Below are 16,345 nucleotides of genomic sequence, written 5' to 3'. Positions count from 1 at the left end.
CTCATGCACCTTTCTTATAGCCAAAGAGCACGTCCAGCGCTTGGACGTACCAGGGATCTGTACGCGCCAACACTTCAGCTTTAATGTCGTCGGGAATGGGCGCGGCCTGGCCGGCATCCTGTTCTTCGGGGAGTCCCGAGACCGTCACCGCCTGTTCCCCCTGTCGCACGTAGCCATGGAGCCGGGCCTCATCCTCGATGCCCTGCTCGGTATTGAGGGAGCGAATGCGGGCCTTCTCCTCCTCATTAAGGCCATTGAAGGCATCCAGCTGCGCCTGATAGACCTCGCCGTTGCGCCTGGCCCTGTAGTAATCGCAGGCCGGCGGGTAGAGGATGGCCAGAGCCACCAGGCAAATGCCCATGATTGCCAGGGGCACCCTGAGCCTCACCTGCCAGGGAGCCTTGGGTGCCTCCGAGCCCTCATCGCCCTTGGAGCGCCCCCACCGCGAAGTGCGCACGCCCTTGAAGTCGTCCCCTAGCTTTGCGCCCACCGCCGAGGTAGCGCGCCCTGTCCTTGCGCTCGCAGCAGAGCGGCCGGCAGCGGGGCGCCCTGACTCTTTTGTCTGCCGAGAAACCCGCTCCTTGAGGCTTGCCACCGTGACAGAGAACCAGGAGCCTTGGGTGCTTGTGCGCCCTGAGGCACGCTGGCTGCGAGTGCCCTGGGCCTCCAGCCGCCTGCGCGCCTGGGACAAATCGCCGGTGGCCTGGGCAGACGCGCCCCTGCCATAGGGCTGCGACAACTGGGTTGAAGCCAACGTGCCCGAAGGCCTGAAGCGCGTAGAGGACGGCTTGCGATAGCCCGAGGCGTCCATATAGGGGCCGTCATCAGTAAGCTGGATCTCCGGCCGGTAGGGATCTGCAGGCCCGCGACTATAGGACTCATCCCCAGCTACCTGGGACTCCTCATAGTCCTCTACCTCGTAGAGAGGCTCTTCGGCCTCTTCTGCCTCTGGCCCAGAAGCCCTGCCGTTGGTGCTGCGGGAGCTGCCAGCCTGGAGAGCAGGGCCGGATCTGGGCCTAAAGGTCAACGTAGCGTCGTTGGAGCGCCGATTGCTATGGGAACGAGCGCGTGTGGACATCTAACTCCTCAATGCCAGGTTTTGAGTGCGAGGTAGTGCGAATGATCTGCGGTGGAGATGACAGTATAGAGCCTTGGGCTTTAGCCCTGTGGAGAGGCCATGTGCGCGGGCTGGCCGGGACGGCCCTGCAGGCTTACGCCCGGGAGGGCGCGTCCTTCTCGGCAGCCTTCACTTGGTCCCAAAGCTCGTTGAGCTCCTGGGTTGAGAGCTGGTGAGGCTCTTTGCCCAGATGATGGCAGAGCTCCTCCACCCCTTGCCAGCGGCGGCGGAACTTGGCATTGGAGGCGCGCAGGGCCTCTTCGCAGTCGATGCCCGCCTTGCGGCCCACGTTTACCAGGGCAAAGAGCAGGTCTCCAAACTCGACGGCAACGGCGGCAGAGCCTTGGGGCTCTGCCAGGTACTCGGCGCGCTCCTCGTCCACCTTGTCCCAGACTGCCTCAGGGCTGTCCCAGTCAAAGCCGGCGCGAGCGGCGCGCTTGGAGATCTTTTGGCACTCCATCAAGGCAGGCAGTGCCCGAGGCACCGAGTCCAAAAGCCCCTGGGGAGCTTGGGCCTCGGCGCGCTCCCGGCTCTTGACCGTCTCCCAGATGGAGAGCACCTCCTCTGGATTGGAGGCGTCCTGGGCTCCAAAGACGTGGGGATGGCGGCGCACCAGCTTGGCGTTGAGGCCGCAGAGGACGTCGTCGATGCCAAAGGCGCCGTCATCTTGGGCGATCTGGGCATGGAGGAGCACCTGCATAAGGACGTCGCCCAGCTCTTCTTGAAGGTGGGCATCGTCGGCGGCCTCGATGGCATCCACCGCCTCATAGGCCTCCTCCACCATGTTCTTCTTGATGGAAGCGTGGGTCTGCTCCTTGTCCCAAGGACAGCCGTCGGGTTGGCGCAGGCGCCAGATGGTGCGCACCAAGGCATCGAAGTCCGGATGGGTCTGAGGCGCGCCAGGGCGCTCTTGGGACACAGCATCTACCTGGGCTTCTAAGGAAGGCTCGGAAGCCGCGGCCCCTGCGGCAGAAAAAGGCGCCAAGCCAGGCTGCGGCGCGGCCTTCCCAGCCCTCACCGCCTGAAGCGACGCCGGGAACCGGGCGGCTGCCAATGCCTGAAGCACGCCCTCGCTATAGTGCAGATAGCCTGCGGCGTTGGGGTGCAGGCGGCCGTCTCCAAAGTAGAGGGGATCATGGGGCACCAGATCCTTGCCATCCACATAGGAGATGTCCATGTCGTCGCAGAGCTTTTTGAGAGTCTTTCTCACCCAGCCCAAAGGCTTCCCGGAGGCGGAGACGTCCTTATCGGCACGCCACAGAGGCGAGATCACAAAGATGGTCGAGGGGTCGAACAGCTGGGTGAGACGCTCCAGATAGCGGCGCGCCTGGGTGCGGATCTCCTTGGCAGAGGCCACCTTGGCCCAGTCGTTGGTGCCATAGGCCACCGTCACCAGAGCAGGGGCCGCCTGGCGCACCGAGCTCATGCCCTTCAAGGTCTCATCGTCGAAGACGTGGCCGGAAATGCCCTGGTTGAGCAGTTGGCATCCCAGCTCGCGGGCCAGGTTCGCGCCCAGGCTGTGAGCCGGGGAGCCCGCCATGAAGCCCTGGGTGATGGAGTCGCCAAGGCACAGCAGCAAGGGGGCCGGCGCCAGAGGCTCCAGCCGATCGTTGGCACGGAGGTTTCCCACCGCCACGCTCATGAGACTGGGCAGCCACAGGCGGCACGTCGTGAGAGCACGGTCAGGATTGTCCAGCTCGAACTCTGCCGTTCCCGATTCCACCCGCGCCCCATAGAACCGGCCACCCGCCTCAAGCACCAGGCCATCCATGAGCCCTGCCGCAGGGGCAGTGGTGGACCGAGGCACCCAGGCTCCCTCCTCTGCCAGCAGCTTTGTGCGCCCTTGGGCCTCCTGCCGAGCCAGAAGCTCGCTCATGAGCCGAGCGTCTGCGGCGTCATGGGAGAGGTCCTGCAGCACCTCCACCTCCAGCGAGAGACAGGTGGCCCGCGTGGAGAAGGCCAGGCATACGCCGGCGGTGGCATCGGCCCTGTGACCGCGGCCAACAGAATGCAAGTAATCCAGCTGGGCTGCCGAGAAGCGCTCCGGCTGCACGAGGCCGCCGTCCCTCACTCGAGCCGTTACGCAGCCCTGAAGATAGCGCACCACAGAAGGCGCCTGATCCTTGGGCACTGCCTGACCGTCGCGATCGAGCACCTCAGGCACCAGCGGCTTAGAGCGACTGGCCGAGAAGAGCGACCACCGGCGCTGCTCGGCTGGGGGCAGCTGCGGCAACGCTTTTGCTTGAGACGTCCGAGAGGCGCCCCGGGAGGTTGCCGGGGCGGCCGCCTTTTTAGCTTTGCGCCCTTTGACTTTGGCCCTCCTGGTCGTTTTGCCCTTCATCGCTTTGGATGCCTTTGCACTCATAGACGCACCTCTACCTCGCCTCTATGGCTCGCCCCCTCCCAGAGGGGCGAGCGCCTGTAGCTTTCAATTTTGACATGGCTGGCCGGTCAGGACCACCGGCCCGACTAGTCTTCATCATCGCCGCCCAGAGTCTCCAAGACTCCTAAAGCGGCGCTTACCAGATCCTCTGCGTCCTTGCGGAAGGGATAGGTGAGCTTTTTAGACTGGGAGAACACACGGGCGCCCTTGCGCTTGAGTCCCGGCACCAGGTCGCGAGGCACGTCGGCGCCCATGTAGACCAGCTGGCCTCCGGTGAGCGCCACCGAGGTGATCCCCAACCTCTCCCCACGAATACGAATGCGCTGGCGGTCCAACAGGTTGCGGGCTGCCGGCGGCAATGAGCCGTAGGTCTTTTCCAGCTCGGCCTCCAGCGCATCCACTTGGGCAAGCTCCGTGGCGGCGGCCACACGGCGGTAGGCCAGCACGCGCTTGTCGATCTCGGGGATGTACTCGTCGTCAAAGAAGAAGTCTGCCGAGAGGTTCACCACCGTCTCTGCCGGCGCCACCTCGCCCACTTCGCCCTTGGCCTCGCTCACAGCCTCGCCCAGCATCTGGGTGAACAGGTCAAAGCCCACCTGCTGGAGGTTGCCGTGCTGCTCGGCGCCCACCAGCGATCCCGCACCGCGGATCTCCAGGTCGCGCATGGCGATGCGCATGCCGCTTCCCAGATCCTGATACTCGTTGATAGCGGTCAGGCGCTCGGTGGCCTCCTCGGTCAACGGGCGCTCGCCAGGGAACAGGAAGTAGGCGAAGGCCTGGGTGCGCCCGCGGCCAACGCGGCCCTTGAGCTGGTAGAGCTGAGCCAAACCCAGCCGCTGGGAGTCCTCGATGATGAGGGTGTTGGTATGAGGGTTGTCGATACCGCTCTCAATGATGGTGGTGGCCACCAAGACGTCGATGTCGTGAGTCTGGAAGCGCTCCATGACGTCTTCCACCTCGCGCGGGCTCATCTGCCCATGGGCCACGCCGATGCGGGCTTCCGGCGCCGCCTCACGCACGCGCTCCACGGCCTCATCGATGGTGGTCACACGATTAGACACGTAGTACACCTGCCCGCCGCGGCTTGTCTCGGCACGGATGGCATCGCTTACCACATCCGAGTCGTACTCCCCCACGTGAACCTTCACCGGCAGGCGGCCTTTGGGCGGCGTCATGATGAGGCTCATGTCGCGCACGCCCGAGAGGCTCATCTGCAGCGTGCGCGGGATGGGCGTGGCCGAGAGCGTAAGCACGTCCACCTGCTCGCGCAGGTTCTTGAGCTGCTCTTTGTGCTGCACGCCAAAGCGCTGCTCCTCGTCCACGATGACCAAACCCAGATTGTGGGGGTTCACGTCGCGAGACAGCAGCCTATGGGTGCCGATAAGCACATCTGCCTCGCCTTTGGCAAACTCCTCCAAGGACTTCTTTTGCTGGGCGGCAGTCCTGAAGCGGGAAAGCACCGCCACCTTGACGCCGAAGGGCGCGAAGCGTTCCTGGAAGGTCTCGTAGTGCTGCTGGGCCAGGATGGTGGTGGGGCATAGCACCATGACCTGGCGACCGTCCTCCACGCACTTGAAGGCGGCGCGAAGGGCCACCTCGGTCTTGCCAAAACCCACGTCGCCGCAGAGCAGGCGGTCCATTGGCTTGGGCTGTTCCATATCGGCTTTGATATCGTTTATGGCGCGGCTTTGATCAGAAGTCAAAGGATAGGGGAAGCTTGCCTCCATCTCGCGCTGGGCAGCGTCGTCCGGCGAGAAGGCATAGCCCTGCACCGTGGCGCGGCGAGTGTAGAGTTCTACTAGGTCAAAGGCCAGTTTTTTGGCGCTCTTGCGCGCCTTGGCGGTAGCGCGCGACCAATCCGCGGTGTTGAGGCGCGTGAGCCTGGGCGCCGACCCGTCCGGCCCCACATAGCGCGAGATGCGATCCACCTGCTCCAACGGCACGTAAAGCTTGTCTCCCGCCGAATACTCCAGCAAGAAGTAGTCCCGCTCGCGCCCGTCGATCTCCCGACGCACGATGTCGGCGAACTTGGCGATGCCGTGAGTGGCATGAACCACGTAGTCGCCGGGCTTGAAGGGGAAGGTCACCTGGGTGGGATCGATGGCGCGCGATTTGGTGCGGCTGGCAAAACGAGCCGTCAAGTCCCCTACCGAAAAGATCGCCAACCGGGCAGAGGGCACTATCACGCCTGCAGGAACCGGCGCTTCGAAGAAGCTCACCGAGCCCGCTTGGAGAGGCAGCGCTTTTTTGTAAGCCTCCGGGTCCAATATGGAGGCAGCATTGGCAGGGTCTGAGGCCAACGACTCTGCAAAGGGCACGTGCTCGTCGCCAAAGGAGAGCTCCAGCGACTGGCGGGCGCTCCTGTCGGGCACCGCAAAGGCAATGGCGAAGTCATCGCGCAAAAGCTCGCGGGTGCGGCCTAAAAGGCGTGTGTCAGAGCCGGCGATCTGCGGCTGGCGCACGGTAAGCTCGGCGGTCACCGGAGTGCCGGCCGTATTGAGCGAAGAGAAGTTCAGGCGCTGCTGGGAGCCAAAATCAAGCTTGCGAGGGTCTGTGTAGAGCTCCGCGAGCTCCGGCTTGAGCTTGGCTGCACTGGCTGAGGCCGCCAGGTCGTCGTAGGCGCGCAAGCAGTCGTCAAAGAGTGCACGAGGCTCGTTGAGGCACACCAGCGCCTCCTTGCAAATATGATCGATGGGCGAGGCCGTCGACCCGTAGAGCTGGGCCAGGTAACGCTCTGTCTGAGGATTGGGAATGCGCGCCGTGATGGCTTCCAGGTCTGCCGCCACCGCCGAGCTTTCGCGAGCCCTATCCCAAAGGGCATGCTCCGCGCGCTTTACCGTCTCGTCAGTGAGGGCATACTCGCGGGCAGGCTGAAACTCCACCGCATCCAAATCGCCGATGGTCTGCCCTGTGGCCGGCACCAGGCGCCGGATGCGGTCGATCTCGTCGCCAAAGAACTCCAGGCGCACGGGGTTGGTGCCCTGAGCTGGATATACGTCCACATTGTCACCGTGGATGCCAAAGGAGCCTGGCTCCGCTGCCTCGCCCAAGTTCACGTAGCCGGCCGCGAGCAGCGCCCCGCCGATCTCCTCATAGGGAACCTCCTGGCCCACCTCGTAGCGAAGGGTTTGCCAAAAGGGCACCTCTGCCGGAGGCACCCGGCGCAAAAGCGCCCGGGCGCTGGCTACGACAATGCGCGGCTCGCCGGTGGCCAGGCTTGCCAGCGCCTGAGTGCGGGCGCCCAGCACCGCCATATTGGGCTTAGTGTCTTTCCAGGGCAGATCTTCCCGCATGGGATAGCGCTCCACCTGCTCCAGCCCCAGCCAGGCTTGAAGGGTGCGGGCCGCACGGTCTGCCAGCTCCTCGCCGGAGACCACATAAAGACAGGGCCTGGGATCTTTGGCCCACAGGCTGGCAAGCATCAGCGCGCGGCCGGACTGGCCTACCGAAAGCGTGGCGTCTTGATGGGCTGCCAGCGCCTTTACCAACGGCGACAGGTTGGCGTCTGCCAGAAGCTGTTTGGCGATACGGTCGATGATCATGGAAGGCGGCCTTCCTAGGCGAGGGAACGACAGAAGTGGCACCGGAAACCAACCGATGATTGCCCGCCAATCCCACATCGATTGCTATAGATGCGTATGGGAGGGGCGGGTTTCTCGGCATGGACTTTATGGACATGCCAAAAGGGCCCTGACGCCTGCGCGCGGGCCTTAAGAGCATGCTTTAGGGATACTACCCCCCTGAGGGTGCTTCGGGCACAGGACCGGCGGTTTACATGGGAAACAACGTCGTTGAGCCATTGGTGCACGCACTGCGCCGACGCATAGGCCGCATGTTTACGCCCTCGGACGATACGTTGCCCCAGGGTCACGAAGACCTTCGCGTGCAGACTGCCCTGCGATTTGTGTTTTCGCTGCTTCGTCGCTCTCGGTGTTTGCGTCGTCCAAGTGCGATGAAGGTCCTAAAACACAAATTCATTATTTGATATATTAGCACATCCTCGCCCCGCGCCCCTTCATCCCGCGCGCCTACTCCCCCAGCACCGCCGAAGGTCCCCGCAGGCACGAAAAGGGCGCCGGCCCCAAGGCCAGCGCCCCATTGAATGTCGGTTCCTGTGAGCTCAAAGCCTGTGCATACCGGCTCGCAGCCCGCGCCCGCAGCTGCCGAGAAACCCGCCTGCCGCCTCCGGGAGGCAATGGCCGGCAGCTGCTCTTGGTAGCGCTTAGAAGACCGCTACCACGCCGCCGTTGTAGTTGTCCTCGATGAACTGACGGGTCTGGTCGCTGGTGAGCAGCTTCACCAGCTCCTTGGTCTTCTCGCTGTCCTGGTTGCCGTCCTTCACGGCCAGCACGTTCACATAGGCCTTGGAGGCTTCGCCGGTATCAGACTCGGTGGCCAGGGCGTCCTCGGTCTTGAGGCCGGCACCCAGCGCGAAGTTGCCGTTGATAGCCGCGATGTCCACATCCTGGAGCGAACGGGGCAGCTGAGCAGCCTCCATCTCCTGGATCTGCAGGTTCTTGGGGTTCTCCACGATATCTACCACCGTGGCGTTCAGGCCGGCTCCGTCCTTGAGTTTGATGAGACCTTCCTGCTGGAGCAGCAGCAATGCGCGGGCCTCGTTGGTGGTGTCGTTGGGCACGGCCACTACGGCGCCGTCAGGCAGCGCGTCCAGCGAGGCGGTTTTGCCGGCGTAGAGGCAGAAGGGCTCGAAGTGGATGTCGGCGGCGTCCACCAGATGAGTGCCGTTCTCTTGGTTGAAGTCGTTCAAATAGGTGATGTGCTGGAAGTAGTTGGCATCCAGCTGGCCGTCCTCCAGAGCGGTGTTGGGCTGGATGTAATCGTTGTACTCCACCACATCCAGGGTGTAGCCGTCCTCTTTGGCCTGCTCCTTGAGGTTGTTCAAGATCTCGGCGTGAGGGGTGGGGCTGGCGCCGATCTTGATGGTCTTGTCGCCCGAGGCGTCACCGGACTGCCCGTTGCCCGACTGCCCGCACGCCGTAAGCCCAGCTACCGCCAGCACGGCCACCAGGCATAGACCCAGAATACGGAAGGGAACCTTTTTCAAAGACATAGCGATACTCGCTTTCTTAATGTATTGATGCACTCTGTATTGATGCATTCGCACTGCTTGTTTCATTCCTAGATCTCAGAATGGCTGGCCGAGAAGCCCGTGCCTTTGCAGGCAGAACCCTTGCGGGCATCCCTAGCGGCGGCGCTTGTCCACACGGCTCACCAGCTTGAGGCCGCCTTCCTGGAAGATCTGCACGATCACTACCAGGAGTGCCACGGTGATGAGCATGACGTCGGTCTGATAGCGGTAGTAGCCGTAGTTGATGGCAATGGCGCCCAGGCCGCCGCCGCCCACAAATCCTGCCATGGCCGAGTAGCCCAGGATGGTGGCCAGCGAGATGGCGGCGCCCACCAAAAGGGAGGGGCCAGCCTCGGGGAGCAACACCTTGGTGACAATCTGCAGCGGAGAAGAGCCCATGGCGCGGGCTGCTTCGATGACGCCAGGGTCCACCTCTTTTAAGGAGGACTCCACCATACGACCCACATAGGGGGCCGCTGCCACCACCAAAGGCACGATGGTGGCGGTAGAGCCAATGGTGGTGCCCACCACCACGCGGGTGAAGGGCAGGATTGCCACCAGCAGGATGAGGAAGGGAATAGAACGCAGGATGTTCACGATGACGCCCACTGCCAGGTTCACTGCCTTGTTGGGAGCGATGCCGTCTGGCGAGGTCACAAAGAGCACCACGCCCAAAGGCACGCCCAACAGGTAGGCGATGGCGGTGGAAACCAGCGTCATGTAGAGGGTTTCCCAGGTTCCTGAGGCTAAAAGATCGATCATTTCTTGACTCATGCCTCATCGCCTCCTGCCTGCTGAGGGTTGTCCCCGCCGGGCATTCGTGGGTCTCCGCTCTCTTCGTAATGAATGCCGCGCCCGTCCAAATAAGCCCTGATGCGGGCGCAGGCATCCGGGTCTTGGGGCATTTGTATGAGGATCTGGCCATAGGCATGGCCGCCGATGTCTTGAGTATTGGCGCCCATGATGGACACGCGCACGCCGCAGGTGATGGAAAGGTCGCTGATGACCGGATCGCCAGACTCCTCGCCGGTAAACGCGATGCGCAGCATGCCGGCGGGCACCTGGCCCTCGCGCGCTTCCAGCGCGTCTACCGCCGGCTCGATGAGGCGGCGGGCAGTGGCGCTTTGGGGGTGCAAGAAGACGTCGTGGACCGTGCCTACCTCTTTGATCTCGCCAGAGGCCATGACGGCCACCTTGTCGCAGACCAGCTCCACCACCTTCATCTCATGGGTGATCACCACGATGGTGACGCCAAGCGTGCGATTGAGTTCCTTGAGCAGGTCGAGCACCGAGCGTGTAGCCTCAGGGTCCAACGCGCTGGTGGCCTCGTCGCACAAGATGATGGAGGGATCCGATGCCAGGGCACGGGCAATGGCCACCCGCTGCTGCTGGCCACCGGAGAGCTGCGAGGGGAAGGCCTGGGCCTTCTCGGCAAGGCCTACGGTCTCGAGAAGCTCTTTGGCCCGGGCATTGGCCGCGTCGCGCTTGACTCCGGCGATATCCAAGGGATAGCGCACATTGGCCAGCACACTGCGCTGCTGAAGCAGATTGAACTGCTGGAAGATCATACCGATCTTTTTGCGCTGGGCTCGAAGCTCTTTAGCGGAGAGCTCCATAAGGTTGGTGCCGTCGATAATCACTGCGCCTGCGTCCGGGCGCTCCAGCAAGTTGATGCAGCGCACCAGCGTGGACTTGCCCGCTCCGGAAAAGCCGATGATGCCAAAGATCTCCCCATCGTCGATGGTGAGGTTGACCTGGCGCACCGCATGAAGCGGGCCGTTGGCAGTCTCAAAAGTTTTATCGAGGTCGCGCAGTTCTATCAAAAGATCCGTCCTTGCAGTAGTTCATGGCCTGAGGTGCACCATAAAGAGTAGGCATCCCAGATACTTTGGGACCCGTGCAGTGCCCCAAAAGTCTTTGTCCACTCTAAAGCCCGCAGGACCCTTTTGGAACTACTGTGATGCATCCTTAACAATGCCCGCGTGACCAAAAACAGGCAGGTAGCTAAGGAAACAGGCCCAGAGCTGCCAAATGCAAGAAGGGCCCATATGCGTCGCGACCCCAAAGAGAGCGATGCGGCAGGGCGCCTCTAAGCTATCAGACTCATCTAAAACCACACGGCCTGTTCATAGCGCCGCCATACACCTTAGATTTGTCGCTTGTATACTTAGTCGAATCTATATTCACTCATTATGGCGGCTTGTTGCATAGGCACCTTAGGTGCAATGGGCCGCCCATCCTTGCAGGTCTGAGACCTTAAGGTACGCCTGAGAAACCCGAGCCTTCCGGCCCGCTCCTCCTATGTACCCCACCGTCTTCCTTCTATGACCTCGCTGCCAACATTTCCAGCCAAGAGGGGTTTTCCATTGAGCAAGCATCGCCGCACTCAGCAGCCAGAAGCCCAAGATCTCTCCCGTCAAAGCGCGGTAGAGCACTATTCGGCTGCCCGCAAGCGTCGCAGCCTTCACAAGCGCATTCGCGTGGCCGTCATCATTGTGCTCTGCGTGATCCTTACCGGCGGCGGCATCGCCTGGGCCTATCTCTCCAACATCGAGAACCGCCTCCATGAGGGCGTGAACGACAAGCTTCGCGGCACCCTCACCAACGTGCAGGCAGATGACCCGTTCTACATGCTGCTTTTGGGCGTGGATAAATCCGAGCAGCGTGCAGAGAGCGCGGAGTACGGCCAGGACTCTTCCAACTACCGCACCGACTCCATCATGCTGGCCCGCATCGATCCCAAGCAAAAGCAGGTGACGTTGGTCTCCATCCACCGCGACACCCTGGTGGATCTTGGCGAGCACGGCAAGCAAAAGATCAATGCGGCCTACTCGGTGGGCGGCCCCTCCTATACAGTTGAGGTCATCAGCAAGTTCGCCGGCGTGCCCATCTCCCACTACGCAGAGATCGACTTCGATCACTTCGAGGGCATCGTGGACGCGCTTGGCGGCGTCACGGTGGACGTGCCCATCGACATCAACGACCCCTATGCTGGCGAGCCCATCCAAAAGGGCGAGCAAACCTTGAACGGCGCCCAGGCCCTCACCCTCTGCCGCAGCCGCCACGCCTACGACAATTATGGCGACGGCGACCTCTATCGCGCCGCCAACCAGCGCATGGTCATCGCCGCCATCGTCAAGAAGGTGCTGGCAAGCGACCCCGCCACCATGACAGCCACCATCTCTTCGATGGCAGACGCCGTGTCCACCGACCTCTCGCTCCAGCAGATCCTCAACCTGGCTGCCCAGATGAAGGGCATCAACATGGACACCGACGTCTATACCGGCATGGAGCCCACCACCTCCACCTACCTCAACGAGACCTGGTACGAGATCTGCGACACCGCTGCCTGGCAAAAGATGATGAGCCGCGTGGACCAGGGCCTCTCCCCCTATGAGAGCGCCGACGACGACCCCACCGGCGAGGTGGCTGGCGGCAAGACCAACGTCAAAAACGACGGGGGCTCAGGCCAAGATTCCACCACCTTCGACACCAATACCTCTGCCGATAAGGACGGAACCGTCCATTCCGGCACCGTCGAGGTCCTCAATGGCGCAGGCGAAGACGGCTTGGCTGGGCGCGTTGCCAACAGCTTGGCGGCCTATGGCTACGACACCTCTGCCGGCACCGCACGCAACCGCTACGACAGCACCGTGGTTGCCTATATGAATGACGCCGCCAAGCCCAAAGCTCAGGCAGTGGCCCAGGCATTGGGCGGCGAAGTGGAAGTGGTGCCGGGTGAAGGCGTCTACATATCAGATGCCGACGTACTGGTAGTGTTGGGCACCGACCTGCGCAACTACAGCTAGGGCATTCGGCGAGCCGTCGCGCTATATATGGTGCATCCCACACCTTTTAGAAGGTTTACCTGCCTGTTCGCCGCACATCAATCCCCATAAAACTTAGCGAACCCCTCCTTACAGGAGGGGTTTTCTGTGGCTATACTCACCCTACAGATACCTTTCAGGTTTATGTATACAGTGGACATAATACGCCTTATACCTTGGGTTTTCTAGCAATTAGGGGTTTCGATCTTAGGCGGCTGGGTTTCTTGGCAGCCCTAGGCTCGAGGCTACGTGAGAGAAGGGGATGGCCATGAGCGACCACACGCATCTGTCTAGGACGCACCAGAGAGGGGGGATGCAGCCGTCTTTCGCGCATAGCGGCGTGGGTCATGAGCTTGATGCTGCTGCTCTCTATGGTGCCCGTGGGGGCCTTTGCACCCACGGTGGCATTGGCGGCAGACGATGTCACCGCGAGCACCACCGCGGGCGACGACACCACGCTGTCCATCAAGGCAGGAGCGGCCGTGCCTGTGGAAGGCCATACCAACACCTGGTACTTCCCCTACCTCACGGTGGAGAGCAACACAGACAGGCTCATAAAATCCATCACGGTGCAGTTCACCTCAGCCATCACCACCACGGATGCCATCAATGTGGACGCTTCGGGCAAGTTCGAGCTCTTCGCCGGCAACAAGCGCGGCAACAAATCGGTGAACTGCGCATCGGGAGCAACCGCTGCTGAGTGGCAGCAGTACCTGCGCGACCATATGACCATCACACTCTCAGATGCCACTACCACTAAGAGCATTCGAATGATCGCCAACTTCGAGCCCGTGCAGTCCCTCTATGACTACAACTCGTTGAATGGGCACTACTATGAGACGGTGAAAGCCTCAGGCGCTTCTTGGGAAACGGCATTCAAGGCAGCCCAGAGCAAGACTTATATGGGTATGCAGGGCTACCTGGTCACCATTACCAGCCAAAAAGAGCATGACTACGTCTATACCATGATCGGCGAGAACTGCTGGACGGGCGCCACCTGCCTCGACGCCTACACCGGGCCCGTGAAGAACACCTACAAGGACTTCTATGCCTCCAAGGGCATTACCATCCCCTCCAGCACAATGCCTGCAGCAGCTTACTATTTCTGGGTGTGCGGCCCAGAGGCCGGCAAGCTTGTGTCATGGGGCCTGAATACCCCGACAGCTGCCCCAGATCCTTCCCCTGACCCTCTCAACAACAATAGCCCCACCATCTACAACAATTGGTCGCCCAACGAACCCAACAATTCAAGCGGCGAGCAATGCATGCACTTCTATTCGTCTGTCTCAGGCCTCTGGAACGACTTCGCCAACGGCAACACCTCTTGCACCGCCTATGTCATTGAATACGGCGGCATGGAGGGCGATTCCGATGACCCTTCAACCTCCGGCGGTGGTGGCGACGCCAACGTGGACATCGTGGTGAAGGTGGAGATCGACATCGACCCCAAGGGCAAGACCATCACTACCAGCGCCGACAACGTGCGCGTAGGCGAGCCTCTCAAAGTCTCCGAGAACGTCAACGGCGACCCCGAGGTCAAGCTGCACCTCTTTGGCACAGACGGTAAGGAGACTGGCACAGAGCCCGCCCCTGTGACCCGCACCTACTACCAAAAGCAGGGCAAGGACTGGGTGGCGCTCGACGGCGTGCCTACCAAAGTAGGCACCTACAAGGTGGAATCTCGCGCCCCCTATCGCTATGCAGACGACACCGTGGCCGCCGAGGATTACACCCCTGGCTCTGCCGAGTTCAAGATCTTGCCCAAGGTCATCAATGTGGCTCCCAACTCCCCCGCGCCCAGCCCCGATAAGCCTTCTGATCCTTCTGCGCTTCCCGGCCGCTTCTGGTCCAAGACCTACGACGGCACCACCGCCTTTGATAGCCCCACATCGCTGGACCTCTCCGACCTGCTGGTGGAGAGCCTGGGCGACGCCCATCTGACTTTTGACTCTGCCGCCTTTAGCAACGCCAATGCCGGCGCCCGCGAGCTCACCTTGCACAACGTGCGTATCGAGGGCGTAGACGCTGCCAACTACAACCTGGCTAACCTCAAGGACAACGGAGACGGGACCTACGACCTCATCATCCCCGCCACCATCCTGCCCGCGCCCCTCACCATCAGCCCCTATTACTCATTTGCAACTCAAGAAGGCCAAGACCCCATAACGACCTGGCGTGCAGGCAAGGAAGGCTTGGAAGAGGCTGCCCAGAGCTTCGAGATCGCCACCGACCAGCTGGCAGCTGCCGATAAAGACGATCCTCAAAGCCTCTTTAATGGGGTGACTCCTGCTCACTCCGCTGCCACTGCCGGCGGCCTCAAGCTGGATCTCAAGTCTCCGGTACGCGGCAGCTATCAGGTCTCCACCCAGCTCTCCGGTGATAAAGTCTCTGCCGTAGACGGCAAGTTCCTCGTTGGCAACTACCTGGTATCCGTTGCTCCCACTACCCTGGTGGTGGAACCCAAGCCTTCCACCGTGGTAGTGACTCCCGGCAACGACCCCACTCCAGTGGATCCTGACAACCCTGAGCCCATCAAGCCCGGCGATCCCGTCATCGTGAAGCCCGGCGACGATCCCGTGGGTCCAGAAGACATTCTTAAAAAGGTTGAAGATATTATCGGTGGTAAACCCGGCGATAACCCAGGTGACAACCCGGGCGGCAACCCTGATGACGACCCCAAACCGGACACCCCCACGATTCCCGAGATCCCCGAGGGCGTGGAGCCCAAAATCGAGATCATCAAGGGCAAGCAGGAGGTCGACGAGATCGATCCTGATGACCCTGGCACCTACACTGTGGTGGTCACCTATCCCAATCCCGACCCTGACCAGCCCGAGGTGCGCGTGGAGATCACCTACAAGGTGGAGCCAGAGCCTATCAAGACCGATCCTGAGACCCGCTACTTCACCGTCACCACCCGCCTGAGGGGCGCCATCGCCTCTGACAGCTCCATCTCCCCCACGGCCACATTGGGTGAAGGCTCGTCCTACTCGGTCACGTGGACTCCCGGCCTCAACCGCTATGTCTCCGAGGTCACCATCGACGGCAAGACCGTCGAGCCCACAGGCGATGCGGTGGACTTTGAGGATTTGGATGCCAATCACATAGTGGTGGTGACCGTCGCCACGCTGCCCTCGGTAGGCGGCTCTGCTACCCGCGGCTGGTATACCGTCACCGTGAACCGCTACGGCACCCAAGGGATGCTGGAGTGCTCACCCTCCCAAACCGTCGAGGGCGGCGAAGATGTGAACGTGTGGTGGGAGCCCGTTGCCGGCTTCAAGGTAAGCGAGATCGTCATCGACGGGACCACCGCCCTCACTCCCGAGCAGATCGAGAGCGGCAGCTACATCTTTGACGACATCGCCGCCAATCACGTGGTGGACATCCGCTACAAGTCCTTAAACGCACTGCTGGACGTCACCTCTCGCGACTACATGGTGTCCACCAAGGTGGTAAACGGCCCCGGCACCATCACCGGCGGCTCCACAGTGGCTCCCGGTGCCAACTACTCGGTGGCCTGGGACACGGTAATCCAACCCATCCCTGACACCGAGGATCCCTCCTACGGCGTGTGGGAAGTCTCCGGCGTCACCGTGAACGGCGTGCCCAGCGCCGGCGCCAGCGACACCAGCCTTACTTTGGACAACATCAACGAGCACAAGAACGTGGTGGTCTCCATGCGTCCGGTGCTCTACAACGTGAATATCTACGGCTACTCGGTCAACGGAGGCGCCGGTACGGTCTCCAACCACCGCACCCTCTTCAAGGGCCAGAGCTACCGCGACGTCTTGGGCACCCCCAACGAGGACAGCCGCATCGTGCGCGTAGTGGTGGACGGCACCACGGTCTACGACGCTCCCGCCTACGATCCTTCCAAGCCCCAGCCGGAAGCCCCCCGTCGTCCCCGATCCCGCAGCCGACCCTGAGCT

At 62.0% G+C, this 16,345-nt stretch carries 8 protein-coding genes; 2 read left to right on the top strand and 6 right to left on the bottom strand.

Features of this window, described 5'->3' with window-relative positions:
• Window position 1: 1 nt before the first annotated feature.
• From OR601_RS02080 to OR601_RS02050, 6 genes are all read right to left on the bottom strand, one after another.
• On the bottom strand, window positions 2-1,078 hold the full coding sequence (locus OR601_RS02080) for a hypothetical protein (RefSeq protein ID WP_265592051.1): 1,077 nt from the start codon (window positions 1,076-1,078) through the stop codon (window positions 2-4).
• 133 nt (window positions 1,079-1,211) lie between these two features.
• Window positions 1,212-3,482 carry a nucleoside triphosphate pyrophosphohydrolase gene (mazG, locus tag OR601_RS08680; RefSeq protein ID WP_369945908.1) on the bottom strand — a complete coding sequence of 757 codons (2,271 nt, stop codon included), beginning with the start codon at window positions 3,480-3,482 and terminating at the stop codon, window positions 1,212-1,214.
• 104 nt (window positions 3,483-3,586) lie between these two features.
• Window positions 3,587-7,042, bottom strand: a complete 3,456-nt coding sequence (gene mfd, locus OR601_RS02065) for a transcription-repair coupling factor (protein WP_265592050.1) — start codon at window positions 7,040-7,042, stop codon at window positions 3,587-3,589.
• A 680-nt stretch (window positions 7,043-7,722) separates the two neighbouring features.
• Window positions 7,723-8,571 (bottom strand): MetQ/NlpA family ABC transporter substrate-binding protein, encoded by an 849-nt coding sequence (locus OR601_RS02060; protein WP_136012329.1) that lies wholly within the window; start codon window positions 8,569-8,571, stop codon window positions 7,723-7,725.
• A 132-nt stretch (window positions 8,572-8,703) separates the two neighbouring features.
• Complete coding sequence (locus OR601_RS02055; RefSeq protein ID WP_211082068.1) at window positions 8,704-9,363, bottom strand: methionine ABC transporter permease; 660 nt, start codon at window positions 9,361-9,363, stop codon at window positions 8,704-8,706.
• Window positions 9,360-10,412 carry a methionine ABC transporter ATP-binding protein gene (locus OR601_RS02050; RefSeq protein ID WP_136012328.1) on the bottom strand — a complete coding sequence of 351 codons (1,053 nt, stop codon included), beginning with the start codon at window positions 10,410-10,412 and terminating at the stop codon, window positions 9,360-9,362. The genes OR601_RS02055 and OR601_RS02050 overlap by 4 nt, the downstream gene beginning before the upstream one ends.
• Before the next feature lie 543 nt (window positions 10,413-10,955).
• Here OR601_RS02050 and OR601_RS02045 point away from each other — a divergent pair.
• Together OR601_RS02045 and OR601_RS02040 are read left to right on the top strand one after the other, a co-directional pair.
• On the top strand, window positions 10,956-12,398 hold the full coding sequence (locus OR601_RS02045; protein WP_265592049.1) for an LCP family protein: 1,443 nt from the start codon (window positions 10,956-10,958) through the stop codon (window positions 12,396-12,398).
• A 365-nt stretch (window positions 12,399-12,763) separates the two neighbouring features.
• Window positions 12,764-16,342 (top strand): YDG domain-containing protein, encoded by a 3,579-nt coding sequence (locus OR601_RS02040; RefSeq protein ID WP_265592048.1) that lies wholly within the window; start codon window positions 12,764-12,766, stop codon window positions 16,340-16,342.
• The last annotated feature ends 3 nt before the right edge of the window (window positions 16,343-16,345 follow it).

The organism is Leptogranulimonas caecicola (genome assembly GCF_023168405.1).
Taxonomy (GTDB): domain Bacteria; phylum Actinomycetota; class Coriobacteriia; order Coriobacteriales; family Atopobiaceae; genus Leptogranulimonas; species Leptogranulimonas caecicola.
The sequence above is the reverse complement of the archived record's forward strand: the minus strand, read 5'-3'. Positions and strand labels throughout refer to the sequence as shown.